The sequence below is a fragment of the Yinghuangia sp. YIM S09857 genome (genome assembly GCF_051388915.1).
Classification (GTDB): domain Bacteria; phylum Actinomycetota; class Actinomycetes; order Streptomycetales; family Streptomycetaceae; genus Yinghuangia.
Genome location: NZ_JBPKBH010000006.1, coordinates 135,005 through 150,980, shown reverse-complemented (window position 1 = coordinate 150,980; position 15,976 = coordinate 135,005). Strand labels below are relative to the sequence as shown.

Genomic DNA, 15,976 nt, shown 5'->3' with positions numbered 1-15,976 from the left:
CGCGGCGGGCGCCGAGTCGGCGACGTGCGAGGTCACTGTGGCGGACTCGGCGGGGCCCGCGGCGGCGTGCGTACCGGATGCCGAAGGCACGTGCGGCGGTACGGCGTTGGGGTGCGCCTGCGTCAGGTCGCCGCGGACGATGCCGCGCAGCAGGCGGTCCAGGTCCTTGGCGGACAAGCGGCCCTCGGGGTCCTTGACCAGGAGCCCTTCGATCACCGGCAGCAGGACGCCCGCGCGGCGCGGCGGGTCGGGGTCTTCGAGGAGGATCGAGTTGAGCGTGCTGATCATCGTGGGCCGGTCGAAGGGGTTGCGTCCCTCCACGGCCATGTAGAGGACGAGGCCGAGCGACCACAGGTCGGCGGCGAGGCTCGGGCGCAGCCCTTGGGCGCGCTCCGGGGCCAGGAAGTTCGGGGAACCGATGAGCATGCCGGTCGCGGTGAGCGTCTGCGCGCCGGTCTCGGTGGCGATGCCGAAGTCCGTGAGGACGACGCGCCCGCTCTCCGTCACCAGGATGTTCGCGGGCTTCACGTCGCGGTGCAGGACGCCTTTCTCCTGCGCGGCGACGAGCGCGTCGAGGACCTTGAGGCCGATCTCGGCGGCCTCGACCGGCGAGAGGGTGCCGCGGTGCTTGAGGATGTCGGCGAGCGAGTCGGCGTGCACGAGTTCCATGACGATCCACGGGATGCCGCCGTCCTCGACGACGTCGTGGATGGTGATGACGTTCTCGTGTGTGATGCGGGCCGCCGTGCGGGCCTCGCGGAGGGTGCGCTGCTGCTGGATCTCGCGTTCCTCGTCGTCGAGGTGGCCGGGCAGGCGCAGCTCCTTGACCGCGACGTCGCGGTGCAGCATCTCGTCGACCGCGTGCCAGACGGTGCCCATGCCGCCGCGTCCGAGGACGCTCGCCAGCCGGTAGCGTCCCGCGACGAGCCGTGTCCCGCCGCCGGGCGTGGCACCTCCGGGCGCCGCCCCGTCCGCCATGCTCTGGTCCTCCCCGCTGATCCGGTCCCCGGCCTCCCCAGCCGCCGCACCGGTGCCGTGTCATTCGCGCCCTCAGCCTAGGCCCTGCCTCCGCACCCCCGCGGTCCGGGAACGCCGACGAGCCCCACACCCCGGACGCAACGGCAGCCGACACCGCCCGACGCTATGTGGACTACGCACAAGGACGCCCACCGGTTGCGTTGCCGCGGCTTTCGGTTCCCGACGCCCTGGGCGGGCGTCCGTCGCCGGAAGAGCGGCCGGTGACGCGGCGGGGGCACCGACCGGCTCCACCTCTCCACCGCAGGCCACCGCCGCGTTCCGCGGCGGGGCTCGGTCCGTGCGCGGCGGCGGCGGTGGGGCTTGGCGGCGGCCGTGGGCAGTGTGCGGCGCGGTCGTGCTGGTGAGTTGGGCCGTGGTCGGCGGGGCGCCGGCGCCCTCAGGCGTACGCGCGCCCCCTCGCCCGATTGCGCTTCTCAGCCTCCACCGGCTTCGGCGGCCGGGGTTGGGCTCGGTCCGTCGGTCGGCTCGTGGGTGGTGGGGGCCGTTGTGGTGGGTCGGGTGGTCGTGGGCCTGGCGGTGGTTGTCGTGGGGCGGTGGGTGGTTGTTGTCGGCGGGCGGGTGGTCGTGGGCGGGCGGGTGGTGCGCTTGGTGGTCGGCGGGGTGTATTCGGGGGTGTCCGTGTCGTCGTCGGTCGGCGCGGCGGTGGTCGGCGACGCGGTCGTCCCGGGTGCCGACGAGGTCGCCCCCGGTGCGGCGCCGCCGGCCGGGTCGCTGGTCGCCGTCCCCGGGTTGGCGGGCGGCTTCTCCTTCTGGTCGCCGAACGCCGACGGCAGCACCCAGAACGCCACGGCGACCGCGGCGGCCACGAGGCCCCCGAGCACCGCGTACGCCCCCTTGGGCCGACGCCGCGGCGGGTAGGCCCCGCCCGGCGGCTCTTGCCGCATCCCGGCGGACCCGCCCTCACCCGTGGCGCCGGTGTCCTCGAAGCCGCCGATCACGAACGGCGGCGGGGTGTCGGCCGAACGCGGGTGCCCCGCACCGGCGGTACGCGCCTCCTCGGCCTGCCCGTGCGCGACCCGCGGCCATTCGGTGGAGCCGGAGTCCTGCGCGGCGGCATACCCGGCCGCGGCCCCCGCACCCGCCCCCGCAGCCGCTCCGCGCGCGTCCGGCGGTGTGTGGTGCCGGTATCCGGCCTGGCCGGGTCCCACGGTCGGGCCGTGCGGGCCGTACGGGTCCTCCACCGTGCCCTGCGTGTCCGCCCCGAGCGGCCCGGTCGGCGGAGCCGGAATCGGCGGCTGCACCGCCGACGCCGTCAGCGATCCCCCAGCCGCCCCGGACGCCGCGAGGGCGGTGGTGCCCTGCCCGGTACCGTGCTGCTTCCCCTTCAGCGCGGCACCGAGCAGGAGTTCGGTGGCCTCTTCGTCGGGCCGGTCGCCCGGCTCCTTGCGGAGCAGGGCGTCGATCGCGGGCGCGAGCGGCCCCGCGTACCGCATCGGCGCCGGGTCGTCCTGGAGCACCGCGGTCAGCGTCTCGATGGCCGAGCCGCGTTGGAACGGCGAGCGGCCCTCCACCGCCTGATACAGCGTCACACCGAGCGACCACATGTCCGAGGCGGGGCCCGGGCTGCGGCCCAGCACGCGTTCCGGCGCGAGGTACTCCGGCGAGCCGATGAGCATGCCGGTCGCCGTCAGCGTCGCGGACCCGAGCACGGTCGCGATGCCGAAGTCGGTCAGGACGACCCGGCCGCCCTCGGCGATCAGGATGTTGCTCGGCTTGACGTCCCGGTGCAGGACGTCGGCCGCGCGGGCGGCGCGCAGCGCGGCCAGCACCTTGCGGCCGATGTCCGCGGCGGCGTCCGTGCGGAGGCGTCCCTCCTCCGCGATGACGTCGTCGAGCGCCTTCGCCCGGACGAGTTCCATGACGATCCACGGCCGCCCGCCGTCCTCGACGACGTCGTAGATCGTGACCACGTTCGGGTGCACGACCCGGGCCGCCGCCCGCGCCTCGCGCATCGCGCGCTCGCGCCGGACCTCCTGCTCCCCCTCGTCGAGGTCGTCCGGGATCCGCACCTCCTTGACGGCCACCTCGCGGCGCAGCAGTTCGTCGACCGCCCGCCACACCGTGCCCATTCCCCCGCGGCCCAGCGATTCGCCGAGCCGGTACCTGCCACTCACCACGCGGCCTGCTGACGCGCCGCTCGCCTCCGTCACGGGTCCCTCCCCATCGGACCGTGGAGCCGTCGTCCCCCCGAACGACAACGTAGGGAGACACCTCCCCGTTCAGCGCCCGCGCAACCGGATCCGGACGCGGCCGTGACGGAACCGGCACACACGCGGGGAGGTCAACTGGTTGGTGTGAAGCTGGACTTCGCGGCGTCGAACACGTCGCGCACGGTGGCCGAGCCGGCGACGGGTCCGGACACCCAGAAGTCGTACATGCGGATGCCGCCGGTATAGCGGAGGTTCACCGACCGGCGCGGCGTGCCCGTGTCGTTCCAGGTGAACTCCCAGAGGCAGCCCGGGGCCCCGTTGTGGCTGGTGGCCGCGAGCTGAACGCGCTGGTAGCCGGGATACGCCGCGGTCGCGGACGAACCGGTGCCGCCCGCGTCCTGGGCGGCCAGGTCGGCGCTCGGGTCGCCGGAGGTGTCCGCCGGGTCGGGACGCAGGCCCAGTCGCACGACGTTGCCGGGCGATCGGTAGAAGACGCGGTCGCCGTCCTTGTGCGGGCCGGTCCAGCCGTCCGGCACCAGGACGGTGAACCCCGGGTCGGCCACCCGGTGGTAGCCGGGGCGCGTGACCGCGCCGGTGCCGCCGGGAGGGGCTGTGGAGGCGGCCGAAGAGGGCGGTGCCGAGGTCGGTGGCGTCGCGGAGGGCGGTTCCGGCGTCGGCGGGGACGGCGAACTTCCTTTCGGTTCCGGGGTGTTGGGGCGCATGAGGTCCGCGGTGCCGGGGCCGCCGTCCGCCCTGGGAACGGAGCCGTCGCGGCCGCCCGCGTGAAGCCCCACCACCGGCGGCGCGGCGGGCTTCGGCGGCGGACCGCCGGGCGCAGCCCCTGCGCACGCTCGGGCGCCATGTACTCCAGCGTGCCGATGGTCGTGCCGGTCGCGGTGATCGTCGTGGTGCCGACCAGGGTCGCGACGCCGAAGTCCGTGAGGATCGCGCGCCCGTCGTGGGACAGCAGCACGTTGCCGGGCTTGACGTCGCGGTGCACGACGGACGCGGCGTGCACGGCCCGGAGCGCTTCGAGGAGCTGGCGCGCGATGTGGGCGGCGTCGCGCACCGGCAGGCGCCCTTCGTCGAGGTCGTCCGCGAGGGTCCGGCGCCGACGCGCGGCAATCGGTCAGCGCACGATCGAGAGGTTCTCCTTGGCGTGCTCGAAGTACGCGCCCGCGGTCGGCCACAGCTCCTCGCGGCAGCGCACCGTCATCCAGTAGCGCACGCCGTCGGCCGTCCGGACGACGAGGTCCTTGCCGTGAAAGGACGCGCCCTCGGGGCCGCGCCACACGTACTCCCACTCGGCGGCGTCGTGGCCCCGGTAGTCCGTCGACGCCAGCTCGACGCGCCGGTAGCCCTCGCTGTCCCGGTAGTCGCGGGAGGCGAGCGTGCCGTGCTCGCGGTGCAGCACCGACTCCTCGGGCGGCATGACGATGCCGCGGTCGACCGTGACGGTCACCGAGATCAGGCGGTCCGGGTCGTACACCGACAAACCGGCCTCGGTCGGCGTGCAGCTCCAGCCCTCGGGGACCGGCAGTGCGAAGCCGAGGCCCGACCCGGTGCGCAGCCGCCGCAGCACCGCGCCGTCGATCAGCGGGCCGAGGGCCAGGCAGCCGCCGACCAGGGCGAGCACCCAGACCAGGTCCGGTTCGATGTCGAGCAGTTGCAGGGCCCCGCCGCCGATGACGCCCGCGAGCATCGCGGCCGGGACCGATCTGGACAGCCTGCGGTGTGGCAGGACGAGCCACACGCCGAGCAGCGCCGCGAGCAGCGAGATGGTGTACATCCCGGCCCATGTGCCGTAGTTGGCCAGCCACTTGGCCATCGCTGCGCTGACGATCGCGACGATGACCAGGACCGTCGCCCAGTGCCGGATCCACCAGCGGGGCCAGCGGCGGTAGCGGGCGCGGAAGCCGCCGCCGCGTCGTGCGCGGGCGCGGGCGCGGCGCCCCGGCTTGCGCTCCGGCGCGGTGGCCCCGGAGCCGGGGGCGTCGGCGGTGGGCACGGTCTCGCCGGTCCGGGTGCGCTGGACGCGCAGGTTCGTCTGGGTCAGGTCGGCGCGGGGGGTGTCCTGCGCCGATTCCGCGCGGTTCGCCGTTCCGGCGCCGGTTTTGGGGGTGGCTCCGGGGACGGTTCCGGGGGTGCCGCCCCGGCCGGTGCGCCCGGTGGCGTGCCCGCGCCTGGGCGCGCCGGGGTCGTTCACGGAATGCCTTACGCCCGTCCCACCGGTGTCCCGTCCCGCGCCGGGGTGCAGGGCGTGTCGCCGGGCGGCGGGGTGGCGGGCCCGCCCCGGGAAGGTGCGGGCGCCCCCGGACGCTCCGGCGGGGGCGGCCTCCGCCGCCTCGATCAGGCGCTCGCGCAGCACGGGCGCCGAGGCGCGGGCGGTCGGGTCCTGCACGAGGACCGACCGCAGCGCGGGCATCAGCACCCCGGCGTTGTCCAGGTCGGGGAAGCGGGCGGAGGCGACCGCGGCGAGGGTGGCGGCGTGCGTGGCGCGGCGGTACGCGGGGCGCCCCTCGACCGCCTCGTACAGCGTCACCCCGAGCGACCACAGATCGGCCGCGGGCCCCGGCAATTGGCCGTCGACCTGCTCGGGGGCCAGGTATTCGGGCGAGCCGACGAGGGCGCCGACCTGGGTGAGGGTCGCGCTGTCCTCGACCGAGGCGACGCCGAAGTCGGTGAGCACCACACGTCCGTTGCGGGCCAGCAGCACGTTGGCGGGCTTGACGTCGCGGTGCAGCACACCGGCCTCGTGGGCGGCGTCGAGCGCGGACAGCAGGCGCAGCCCCATCTCGGCGACCTGGCCGGGCGGCAGCGGGCCGTCCTTCTCGATCTCCTGGGCGAGGGACAGGCCGCGGACCAGCTCCATGACGATCCAGGGGCGGCCGTCCTCCTCGACGACGTCGAAGATCGTGACGACATTGGGGTGGTCGATGCGCGCTGCGGCCCGCGCCTCGCGCAGCATGCGGGCGCACAGGGTGCCGCGCTCGTCGTCGTCGACGTGGGCCGGGACCCGGAGTTCCTTGACCGCGACGTGCCGGTCGAGGACCTCGTCGAGCGCACTCCACACGGTGCCCATGCCGCCGCGTCCGAGGCGCTCCCGCAGCCGGTACCGGCCCGCGAGCAGGCGCCCGTCGGACTCGGGATCGGTCATGCGCGTCTCCTGAGCTGGTGTGCGCGGCCCTTCCAGTCAACCACCCCCACGCACCGTTGGCGGCCCGCCCTCACCCGCAATTCCCGCCAAAACCCCTGACAGTTCGTCAGGTCAACACCCCCGAACAGCCGCAGAGATCAACGGAACGGACGGAAGGGAGAAGACGGCCGCGGATCAGGCAGGTCAGGCAGGTCAGGCAGGTCAGGCAGGTCAGGCAGGTCAGGCAGGTCAGGCGAGGGGGACTACCTCCTCCGCTCCCAGCCGCACCGCATCCGCCGTGCGGTCGTCCGGTTGTTCCTGGGACTCTCGTTCGGCCTCCACGCGCTTGAGGTAGTAGTCGACCTCGCGGCGCACCTGCTCCTCGGTCCAGCCGAGCGCGGGGGCCATCAGGCGGGCGCACTGGTCGGCCACGCGGACGCCGCGGTCGAAGGTCTCGATGGAGATGCGGGTGCGGCGGTCCAGGACGTCGTCCAGGTGCAGGGCGCCCTCGTGGGTGCAGGCGTAGACGACCTCGGCGCACAGGTAGTCGTCGGCGCCGTCCAAAGGGCGGCCCAGTGCCGCGTCGCCGTCGACGATCGCGAGGACCTCGTCGACGAGCGAGCCGTACCGGTTCAGCAGGTGCTCGACGCGGGCCACGTGCAGGCCGCTGCGCGCGGCGATCGCGGTACGCGCGTTCCACAGCGCGTGGTAGCCCTCCGCCCCCGCCAGCGGCACCGTCTCGGTGCAACTGGCCGCGACCTTGCGGTCCAGCCCGTGCACCGCCGCGTCGACCGCGTCGGCCGCCATCACGCGGTACGTCGTGTACTTGCCGCCCGCCACGACCACCAGCCCCGGCACCGGGTGCGCCACCGTGTGCTCGCGCGACAGGCTGCTCGTCGCGTCCGACTCGCCGCGCAGGAGCGGCCGCAGCCCGGCGTACACGCCCTCGACGTCCTCGCGGCTCAGCGGCACCGCGAGGACCGCGTTGACGCGCTCCAGCAGGTATTCGATGTCCGTGCGGCTCGCCGCCGGGTGCGACTTGTCGAGGTCCCAGTCGGTGTCGGTGGTGCCGATGATCCAGTGCCGCCCCCACGGGATCACGAACAGCACGGACTTCTCGGTGCGCAGGATCAGCCCGGTCGAGGAGTGGATCCGGTCCTTGGGCACCACCAGGTGGATGCCCTTCGAGGCCCGCACGTGGAACTGCCCGCGTTCGCCGACCATCGCCTGTGTCTCGTCCGTCCACACGCCGGTCGCGTTGACCACCTGCCGGGCGCGGATGTCGTACGAGCGGCCCTGCTCGACGTCCCGCACCTGCACGCCGACCACCCGCTCGCCCTCCCGCAGGAACCCCGTCACGGTGGCGCGCGACGCCACGTGCGCGCCGTACCCGGCCGCGGTCCGCACGAGCGTCATGGTGTGCCGGGCGTCGTCCACCTGCGCGTCGTAGTACTGCACGGCACCGACCAGGGCGTCCTTGCGCAGCGCCGGGGCCAGGCGCAGCGCGCGCCGCCGGGACAGGTGCCGGTGGCCGGGGAGGCCGCGGGTGTGGCCCGCGGACATGCCCATCGTGTCGTAGAGCGCGACGCCCGAGCCGACGTACGCCCGCTCCCACGCGTGGTGCTGGAGCGGGTACAGGAACGGCACCGGGCGGACCAGGTGCGGCGCCAGGCGCTGGACCATCAGCCCGCGCTCGCGCAGCGCCTCCCGTACCAGGGCGAAGTCGAGCATCTCCAGGTAGCGCAGGCCACCGTGGATGAGCTTGCTGGAGCGGCTGGAGGTGCCCGAGGCCCAGTCGCGCGCCTCCACCAGGCCCACGTTCAGGCCGCGCGTGACGGCGTCGAGGGCGGTCCCCGCACCGACCACGCCGCCGCCGACCACGACGACGTCCAATTCGCCCTCGGCCATCCGGTCCAGCGCGTCCTCGCGCGCCCGCAACCCCAACGCCGTCGTCCTCAACGCGTCGTCACCCGCTCCCGTTCGTCGCCGTGCGCACCCGCCGGGCGCGTGCCGCGCCGGTGGCGCATGTCCCCGATCATCACCCGAGCGCGCCTCCGCCGCGCGGAGGCGGCACCGCACGCACCCCCCGCCGCGTCGCCGGCACCCCGCCCCGCGGGTCCTCTATACCCCGGCCGGGTGAACATCCCGTGAGCCGCGAAGTACCGTCGGACGACGGCCACCGAGAGCGAGGAAACGTGACCGCCGCAGCGACCTCCGCCGGATCCCCGGAACCGGCCCGGCACCCCGGCGCCCCGCTCGGCGGGCGCCCCCTGATCGTGTGCGACCTCGACGGGACACTGCTCCGACCCGACGCGACGGCGTCCGCCTACACGCGCGGCGCGCTCAACCGCCTGGCCTCGGCCGGGGTGGCGCTGACCATCGCCACCGCACGCGGCGTGCCATCCGTGCGCGCGCTCCTCGCGGGCGTCGAACTGCCGCTGCCCGTTGTGGAGTTGGGTGGGGCGTACATCTCCGACGCGGTCACCGGGGAGCACTTCGTCCACCATACGCTCGACCGGGACGTGACCATCGCGCTCGTCGACGCCCTGGCGGTCGCCGGCATCGAGCCGACCCTGACCAGTTGGGACGGGACGGCCGACCACGTCGACTTCGGTGCGCTCGGCAACGACAGCGTGCGCTGGTTCCACGACGAGAAGGCGGCGCTGGGCGACCCGCGGCTGCGGTACTGCCCGGACTTCCGCGCGCTCGCCAGGTCCGCCCAGGTCGTGCTGGTACGCCTGGCCGCACCGCACGCGGACGCCGAACGCGTGGCCGGCCTGATCGCCGCCGCCTGCGGGGACCGCGCCTCCGTGCTTGCGATCAGGAACGACTACTGCCCCGGGTGGACCGAGTTCAGCGTGGCGGCGCCCACCGCGGACAAGGGCACGGCCGTACGGGTCCTGCGCGACCGCCTGGGGCACACCGGACCGCTGGTGGTGTGCGGCGACCATCTCAACGACCTGTCGATGTTCGCGGTGGCGACCGGCCCGCGGGACCGGCGGGTCGTGCCCGCGAACGCACACCCGGACGTCCTGGCGCTGGCCACCGACGTGACCGGCCCGAGCGACGCGGACGGCGTGGCCCGGTACCTGCTGGCGAGGCACGCGCCCGACGGCGGGCGCTGAGCGGGGCCGCCGGCCCTGCCGGGCCTACCCGGCCTGCCGGGCCTGAGCGGAGCGGCGGTCGGCACAGGGACGGGCCGGCCGGAGCTCCGAGGGACGGGCCGGGCCCAAGCCGGGCCGGCCCAAGCCGGGCCAAGCCGGGCCATGCCGGGCGCGGCCGAGAACGAGTCCGAGGGTTCTCCCGCTCCCCCGTCCCGCCCCACCTGGCAAGGTGTCGGTGCAACACCGAACACGCTCGGACGGAGGAGCGCATGAACGGGGATCCGGGCAGCCGCCGCCGCGTCGGCGGCGGCCGGTTCGAGCTGGTCGAACGGCTCGGCAGCGGGGCCATGGGCACCGTGTGGCGCGCGGTCGACAAGACCCTCGACCGAGAGGTCGCGCTCAAGGAGGTCCGCGCGCACGACGACACCCCCGCCGACGACGTCGCGCGCCTCCACACCCGCGTCCTCCGCGAGGCACAGGCCCTCGCCCGCCTGCAAAACCCCCATGTGGCCACCGTCCACCAGATCGTCGACGACGAGCCGTTCCCGTGGATCGTCATGGAGTTCGTCCCCGGCCGGTCCCTCGCGGCCCTGCTGGCCGACGGGCCCCTCGCGCCGCGCGAAGCGGCCGGGATCGCCGCCGACGTCCTCGACGCGCTGGCCGCCGCACACGGTGCCGGTGTGCTCCACCGCGACGTCAAGCCGGCAAACGTCCTGGTACGCCCCGACGGCCGCGCCGTCCTCGTCGACTTCGGCATCGCCGCGCTGGAGGGCTCGGCCACGATCACCGGCACCGGCACCTTCGCCGGGACCATCGAGTACATAGCCCCCGAGCGCGCCGCGGGCCAACGCCCCACCCCCGCGTCCGACCTGTGGTCCCTCGGCGTCCTGCTGTACGTCGCCGTCGAGGGCCACAGCCCGTTCCGCCGCCCCAATCACTGGGCGACCATCGCGGCGATCGTCAACGACGCGCCTCCGCCGCCGCGACGGGCCGGGCAACTCACCGGTGTGATCGACGCGTTGCTCGCCAAGGACCCGCAAGCCCGGCCCTCCGCCGCCGAGGTGTCGGGCCCCCTGGCCGCGATAGCCGGGCGGACGGTCGGCGGCGCCTCGCCCCCGTCCGCCTCGCCCCCCTCAGCCGCGGCCGCCGCAACGGCGACCGCCCTAGCACCGACCGACTCCGCACCAACCGCCCCTGCACCCACCGCGGCCGAGCCTCCGACCGTCCGGCCGAACGAACTCCCCACCGTCACCGCCGGACCGCCGCCCCGCCCCACCGCGGCTCCGAGCGTCGGCGTCACCGCCACGCCGACCGCCGTACCCGCCGTCGCCAGGCCGCCCCGATCCGGCCAGACGCGCCGTCTGATCGTGGCGGCCGTGGTCGGCGCGCTCCTCGCGGGCGGCGGGGCCGCCGTCGGCATCGTCCTCGCGAGCGGCGACGACTCCGGAGGCCAGGCGAACTCCTCGGGCACACCCACCTCGGCGCCGTCCACCGACAACGCCGGGAGGGCGCCGGACACACCGCAGACCGCCCCGCCGAGCAGTTCGGCACCCTCACAGGCGACAACACCCACGACGCCGACAACGCCGTCGAGCACGCCCCCTGCCTCGCCCACCAGACCCCCGCTCCCCGCGGGGTACCGGCTCCAGACACACTCCGACGGGTTCGAGGTCGCCGTTCCCGAGGGCTGGAAGCTCACCCAGGACAGCTCGGGGAACACCGCGTACGAGGCCGCCGACGGCAACCACCGCCTCGTCGTCCGCGTGCTGCGCGGCGACACCGCCGACCCGTACGCCGAGCAGTCCGCGTCCGCCCGAGAGACCGCGGCGTCGGCGGCGTACCCCGGTTACCGGCAGATCGAGCTGGCGCGCGGCACGCACGGCGGCGGCAAGTCCGCGAGCTGGGAGTACACGTACAACTCTGCCGACGGCCCGCGGCACATCAAGGACGTCCGCTGGCAGGTCGGCGGTACCAGTTACAACCTGTGGACAGCCGTGCCCGACGGCCCCTCATGGGCCCAGTACGAGGAGCAACTGCGCATCGCCCTGGAGCACTTCCGCGACACCCGGGCCGGCTGATCACGCCCACCGGGGCGGCGCGGGCCGGAACCACCACGCGCCCGTCGCGACGGGCGCGTCAGGAGCAGCACGTGCCCGCCCGCCGACCGGGCGACCGCGCCCTCGTCCGGCCGCGCGAACACCAGGACCGGTTCGACGGTCGACCGAGCCCGCAAAGCGGCAGGGCGGCCGCCCGCTCGAACCCGCCTGCGGGGCAGAGTCGTTGGCGCCGCAAACGCGCGCTCCCGCCGACCGGCCCTCCGCGGTGGCGGGAGCACGGGCGACGGGAGCACGGAGTATGCGGGTCATGCGGCGGTTCGGCGCCGACCGCGCGCCGCCGCCGTCCGGGCGAACGACTCCAGCGATCAGCGCCCGGGCAAACGTCCCGGACGAATCAGTGCTGCGGTGACACCGTCACCTCGACCTGCTGGAACTTCTTCAGGTCCGTGTAGCCCGTGGTCGCCATCGCGCGCCGCAGGGCGCCGAAGAGGTTCATCGAGCCGTCCGAGACGTGCGACGGGCCGTTCAGCACCTCCTCCAGGGTGCCGACCGCGCCCAGGTTCATGCGGCGGCCGCGCGGCAGTTCGGGGTGGTGGGCCTCGGAGCCCCAGTGGTGGCCGCGGCCCGGCGCGTCGGTGGCGCGGGCGAGGGCGGAGCCGATCATCACGGCGTCCGCGCCGCACGCGACCGCCTTGGCGATGTCGCCGCTGCGGCCCACGCTGCCGTCCGCGATGACGTGCACGTAGCGGCCGCCCGACTCGTCGAGGTAGTCGCGGCGCGCCTCGGCGACGTCCGCGACGGCGGTCGCCATCGGCACCGCGACGCCGAGCACGCGGCGCGTGGTGTGCGCCGCCCCGCCGCCGAAGCCGACCAGCACGCCCGCCGCGCCGGTGCGCATGAGGTGCAGCGCGCCCTGGTACGTCGCACAGCCGCCGACGATCACCGGCACGTCGAGGTCGTAGATGAACTGCTTGAGGTTGAGCGGCTCGGCGCGCCCGGAGACGTGCTCGGCGGAGACCGTCGTACCGCGGATGACGAAGATGTCGACGCCCGCGTCGATGACCGCCTCGTGGTACTGCGCGGTGCGCTGCGGGGACAGCGCCGCGGCGGTGACCACGCCCGCGTCGCGGATCTGCTTGATGCGCTCGCCGATCAGCTCCGCCTTGATGGGCTCGGCGTAGATCTCCTGCATCCGGCTCGTCGCGGTGGCCTCGTCGAGGGTGCCGATCTCGGCGAGCAGCGCGCTCGGGTCCTCGTAGCGCGTCCACAGGCCTTCGAGGTTGAGCACCCCGAGGCCGCCCATGCGGCCCACCGCGATGGCGGTGTCCGGCGACACCACGCTGTCCATCGGCGCGGTCAGGAACGGCAGCTCGAACCGGTACGCGTCGATCTGCCAGGCGATCGAGACCTCTTCGGGGTCGCGCGTACGCCGGCTCGGGACGATGGCGACGTCGTCGAAGTGGAAGGCGCGGCGGCCCCGCTTGCCTCGACCGATCTCGACCTCAGTCACGTTGCGCCTCTCCTGCCGTCTGACCGTCGAACAGTGTTCACGTTCACGTGTTCTCTGCACGGTGTGTCTGAATGGTTTCGGATATCGCCGGGTTTGTCCCGGCACGTGGCGTGGCACGTCCCGCGGACCGGTGCATCCGGGTGGTCGGGCGGTGGTCGTGGGACCTGCCCGCGGACAAGCGTACGGGGCGGCCCGGAACCTCCGGTTCCCGACCGCCCGGAACCTCGGGTCCCCGACCGCCCCGAGCGGAGACCCGGTTCAGCGCGACGAGTAGTTCGGCGCCTCGACCGTCATGTTGATGTCGTGCGGGTGCGACTCGCGCAGCCCGGCGGCGGTGATCCGGACGAACCGGCCGCGCACCTTGAGGTCGGGGACCGTGGCCGCGCCCGCGTACCCCATCGACGCGCGCAGCCCGCCGATGAGCTGGTGCGCGACGGCCGCCAGCGGGCCGCGGTACGGCACCTGGCCCTCGATGCCCTCGGGGACTAGCTTGTCCTCGGACAGCACGTCGTCCTGGAAGTAGCGGTCCTTGGAGAACGACTTGGCCTGGCCGCGCGACTGCATGGCGCCCAGCGAGCCCATGCCCCGGTAGCTCTTGAACTGCTTGCCGTTGATGAAGATCAGCTCGCCCGGGCTCTCCTCGCAGCCCGCGAGCAGGCTGCCGAGCATCACGGTGTCCGCGCCGGCCGCGACGGCCTTCGCGATGTCGCCGGAGTACTGGAGGCCGCCGTCCCCGATGACCGGGACGCCCGCCGGGCCGCACGCCCGCGCGGCCTCGTAGATGGCGGTGACCTGCGGGGCGCCGACGCCCGCGACGACGCGCGTGGTGCAGATCGAGCCCGGTCCGACACCGACCTTGACGCCGTCCACGCCCGCGTCGACGAGTGCCTGGGCACCGTCGCGCGTGGCGATGTTGCCGCCCACGACGTCGACCTTGGTGTTGGCCTTGACCTTGGCGATCATGTCGAGCACGCCGCGCGAGTGGCCGTGCGCGCTGTCCACGACGATGAAGTCGACGCCCGCCTCGACCAGCGCCTGCACGCGGCGGAAGCCGTCGTCCCCGGTGCCGACCGCGGCGCCGACGACGAGGCGACCGTCGGCGTCCTTGGTGGCGTACGGGTACTTCTCGCTCTTGACGAAGTCCTTGACGGTGATGAGCCCCCGCAGCCGGCCCGCGTCGTCGATGAGCGGCAGCTTCTCCACCTTGTGGCGGCGCAGCAGCTCCATGGCGTCCTCGCCGCTGATCCCGACCGGACCGGTGACCAGCGGCATCGGCGTCATGACCTCGCGGACCCGGCGCGCGTGGTCCACCTCGAAGCGCAGGTCGCGGTTGGTGACGATGCCGAGCAGGCGGCCGTTCTCGTCGGTGACCGGGACGCCGCTGATGCGGTAGCGCGCGCACAGCTCGTCGGCTTCGCGCAGTGTCGCGTCCGGACCGATCGTGATCGGGTCGATCACCATGCCGGCCTCGGAGCGCTTCACCAGGTCGACCTGGTTGGCCTGGTCCTCGATCGACAGGTTGCGGTGCAGGACGCCGACGCCGCCCTGACGGGCCATCGCGATCGCCATGCGCGACTCGGTGACGGTGTCCATCGCGGACGAGAGCAGGGGGATGCGCACGCTGATGTTGCGCGTCACGCGGGACGTGGTGTCGACCTCGCTCGGCACGACATCCGACGCCCCGGGCAGCAGCAGGACGTCGTCGTAGGTCAGCCCGAGCATCGCGAACTTCTCGGGTACGCCGTCGGCCGTGAGACTCATGACACCTTCCGGTTCCGGTTGGAAGTGATCGACTGGGCGGTTCGACTGGAGCGACCCGATCGAGCCGACCGGCACCGCCGTGCGCCTCCGCCGCCGTGGCCGCGGGAAAAACGACGGCTCCGCCGGGGTCGACCGCCGCGCACGCGGGTACGGCCGTCCCGGTGGTGTGCCGGTGGGATGGGGACCAATGCTACTCGGGTCCGACGGCAGCCGGTTCCGGAGCGTCCGATCCGACCGCCGCACCGTTCAACCGCACTGTTCAACCGCACTGTTCAAGTGCACGGTTCACCCGCACCGTTCGGCACACTCTTCAACCACGCCGTTCGGCGCACTGTTCCGCCGAGCGCGTCAGCAGCGGTCCGTCACCGCCCGCCGCACCGCCGGCACGGCGTCGACCTCGGCGAGGAGGGCGTGGAAGAGGCGCGCGAGCCGGTCACCGTGCGGACGGCCGTTGCGCAGCCGCAGGGTCTCCACCAGTTCGTCGTCGCTGCGCAGGAGTCCGAGGTCCGCGAGTGCACGGGGGGTCGGGGTGCCGACCCGCACCGGGCGCGTCCCCGGGATCCCCGCGTTCACGCCGTCATCTCCTCCTCCGCGAGCGCGCGCAGTCGGGACAGCGCACGGTGCTGCGCGACGCGTACCGCACCGGGGGACATGCCCATCGCCCGGCCGGTCTCCTCCGCGGAGAGGCCGACCGCGACCCGCAGCACGAGGAGTTCGCGCAGGTTGTCGGGCAGTCGGCCGAGCAGCGCCCGGGCCTGCGCGGCATCGCTGCGGCGTACGACCTGGTCCTCGGGGCCGGGGTAGTCGTCGATCGCCTCGGGCAGGTCGCAGGTCGGCACGGCGGCCCGGACCGCGGCCCGCTGCACGTCGACGACCTTGTGCGCCGCGATGCCGAACACGAAGGCCTCGAACGGGCGGCCCTCGTCGCGGTACCGCGGCAGCGCGGACAGCACCGCGAGGCACACCTCCTGCGCCGCGTCGTCCGCGGCGTGCTCGGCCCCGGGCACCCGGCCGAGTCTCGCCCGGCAGTACCTGAGCACCAAGGGGCGCACGTACGCCAGCAGTTCGTCGGTGGCCTGGAGGTCCCCCTGGACAGCCCGAACAACCACGGCACGCAGGCCGTCATCCACCCGGCTGTCGGCCCTGTCCGGTCTGTCCGGCATGCGCTCGGCGATCCCGCCCATGAGATTCAGTATGCCGGTCCGCGGACCCTGCGGTTC

General features: G+C 74.3%; 11 protein-coding genes and 1 pseudogene. 2 read left to right on the top strand and 10 right to left on the bottom strand.

The window, feature by feature from the left end; all coding sequences use genetic code 11:
* From ACRX5S_RS14625 to ACRX5S_RS14600, 6 genes and pseudogenes are all read right to left on the bottom strand, one after another.
* Positions 1-978: serine/threonine-protein kinase (locus ACRX5S_RS14625; RefSeq protein ID WP_436773328.1), on the bottom strand; the 978-nt coding region annotated here is incomplete at its 3' end.
* 473 nt (positions 979-1,451) lie between these two features.
* Entirely contained in the window at positions 1,452-3,188 is a 1,737-nt protein-coding gene (locus ACRX5S_RS14620; protein ID WP_436773327.1) for a serine/threonine-protein kinase, read from the bottom strand.
* 131 nt (positions 3,189-3,319) lie between these two features.
* Complete coding sequence (locus ACRX5S_RS14615; RefSeq protein ID WP_436773326.1) at positions 3,320-3,751, bottom strand: hypothetical protein; 432 nt, start codon at positions 3,749-3,751, stop codon at positions 3,320-3,322.
* A 290-nt stretch (positions 3,752-4,041) separates the two neighbouring features.
* Positions 4,042-4,314: pseudogene (locus tag ACRX5S_RS14610) on the bottom strand (protein kinase domain-containing protein); the annotation flags it as partial.
* 3 nt (positions 4,315-4,317) lie between these two features.
* Positions 4,318-6,345 carry a serine/threonine-protein kinase gene (locus ACRX5S_RS14605; RefSeq protein WP_436773325.1) on the bottom strand — a complete coding sequence of 676 codons (2,028 nt, stop codon included), beginning with the start codon at positions 6,343-6,345 and terminating at the stop codon, positions 4,318-4,320.
* A gap of 228 nt (positions 6,346-6,573) precedes the next feature.
* Positions 6,574-8,283, bottom strand: a complete 1,710-nt coding sequence (locus tag ACRX5S_RS14600) for a glycerol-3-phosphate dehydrogenase/oxidase (RefSeq protein WP_436773324.1) — start codon at positions 8,281-8,283, stop codon at positions 6,574-6,576.
* Between the two features lie 236 nt (positions 8,284-8,519).
* Between ACRX5S_RS14600 and ACRX5S_RS14595 the strand changes: the two genes are divergently transcribed.
* Complete coding sequence (locus ACRX5S_RS14595) at positions 8,520-9,449, top strand: HAD family hydrolase (RefSeq protein ID WP_436773323.1); 930 nt, start codon at positions 8,520-8,522, stop codon at positions 9,447-9,449.
* Positions 9,450-9,697: 248 nt separating this feature from the next.
* Complete coding sequence (locus ACRX5S_RS14590) at positions 9,698-11,506, top strand: serine/threonine-protein kinase (protein WP_436773322.1); 1,809 nt, start codon at positions 9,698-9,700, stop codon at positions 11,504-11,506.
* 373 nt (positions 11,507-11,879) lie between these two features.
* Here the strand turns inward: ACRX5S_RS14590 and ACRX5S_RS14585 are convergent, their stop codons facing one another.
* The 4 genes from ACRX5S_RS14585 to shbA all read right to left on the bottom strand — a co-directional run bounded on the left by ACRX5S_RS14585 (position 11,880) and on the right by shbA (position 15,919).
* Positions 11,880-12,995 (bottom strand): GuaB3 family IMP dehydrogenase-related protein, encoded by a 1,116-nt coding sequence (locus tag ACRX5S_RS14585; RefSeq protein WP_436773321.1) that lies wholly within the window; start codon positions 12,993-12,995, stop codon positions 11,880-11,882.
* Between the two features lie 258 nt (positions 12,996-13,253).
* Positions 13,254-14,756, bottom strand: a complete 1,503-nt coding sequence (gene guaB / locus ACRX5S_RS14580) for an IMP dehydrogenase (protein WP_436773320.1) — start codon at positions 14,754-14,756, stop codon at positions 13,254-13,256.
* 348 nt (positions 14,757-15,104) lie between these two features.
* Complete coding sequence (locus tag ACRX5S_RS14575; protein WP_436773319.1) at positions 15,105-15,329, bottom strand: hypothetical protein; 225 nt, start codon at positions 15,327-15,329, stop codon at positions 15,105-15,107.
* Positions 15,326-15,919, bottom strand: coding sequence for an RNA polymerase sigma factor ShbA (gene shbA / locus ACRX5S_RS14570; protein WP_436773636.1), 594 nt, complete (start codon positions 15,917-15,919; stop codon positions 15,326-15,328). Before shbA ends, ACRX5S_RS14575 begins: the two co-directional genes overlap by 4 nt.
* Positions 15,920-15,976 lie beyond the last annotated feature (57 nt).

Excerpts from the sequence above, each read along its gene's own strand:
- shbA (WP_436773636.1), bottom strand. The coding sequence starts at position 15,919 with ATGCCGGACAGACCGGACAGGGCCGACAGCCGGGTGGATGACGGCCTG.
- guaB (WP_436773320.1), bottom strand. The coding sequence starts at position 14,756 with ATGAGTCTCACGGCCGACGGCGTACCCGAGAAGTTCGCGATGCTCGGG.
- ACRX5S_RS14590 (WP_436773322.1), top strand. The coding sequence starts at position 9,698 with ATGAACGGGGATCCGGGCAGCCGCCGCCGCGTCGGCGGCGGCCGGTTC.
- ACRX5S_RS14605 (WP_436773325.1), bottom strand. The coding sequence starts at position 6,345 with ATGACCGATCCCGAGTCCGACGGGCGCCTGCTCGCGGGCCGGTACCGG.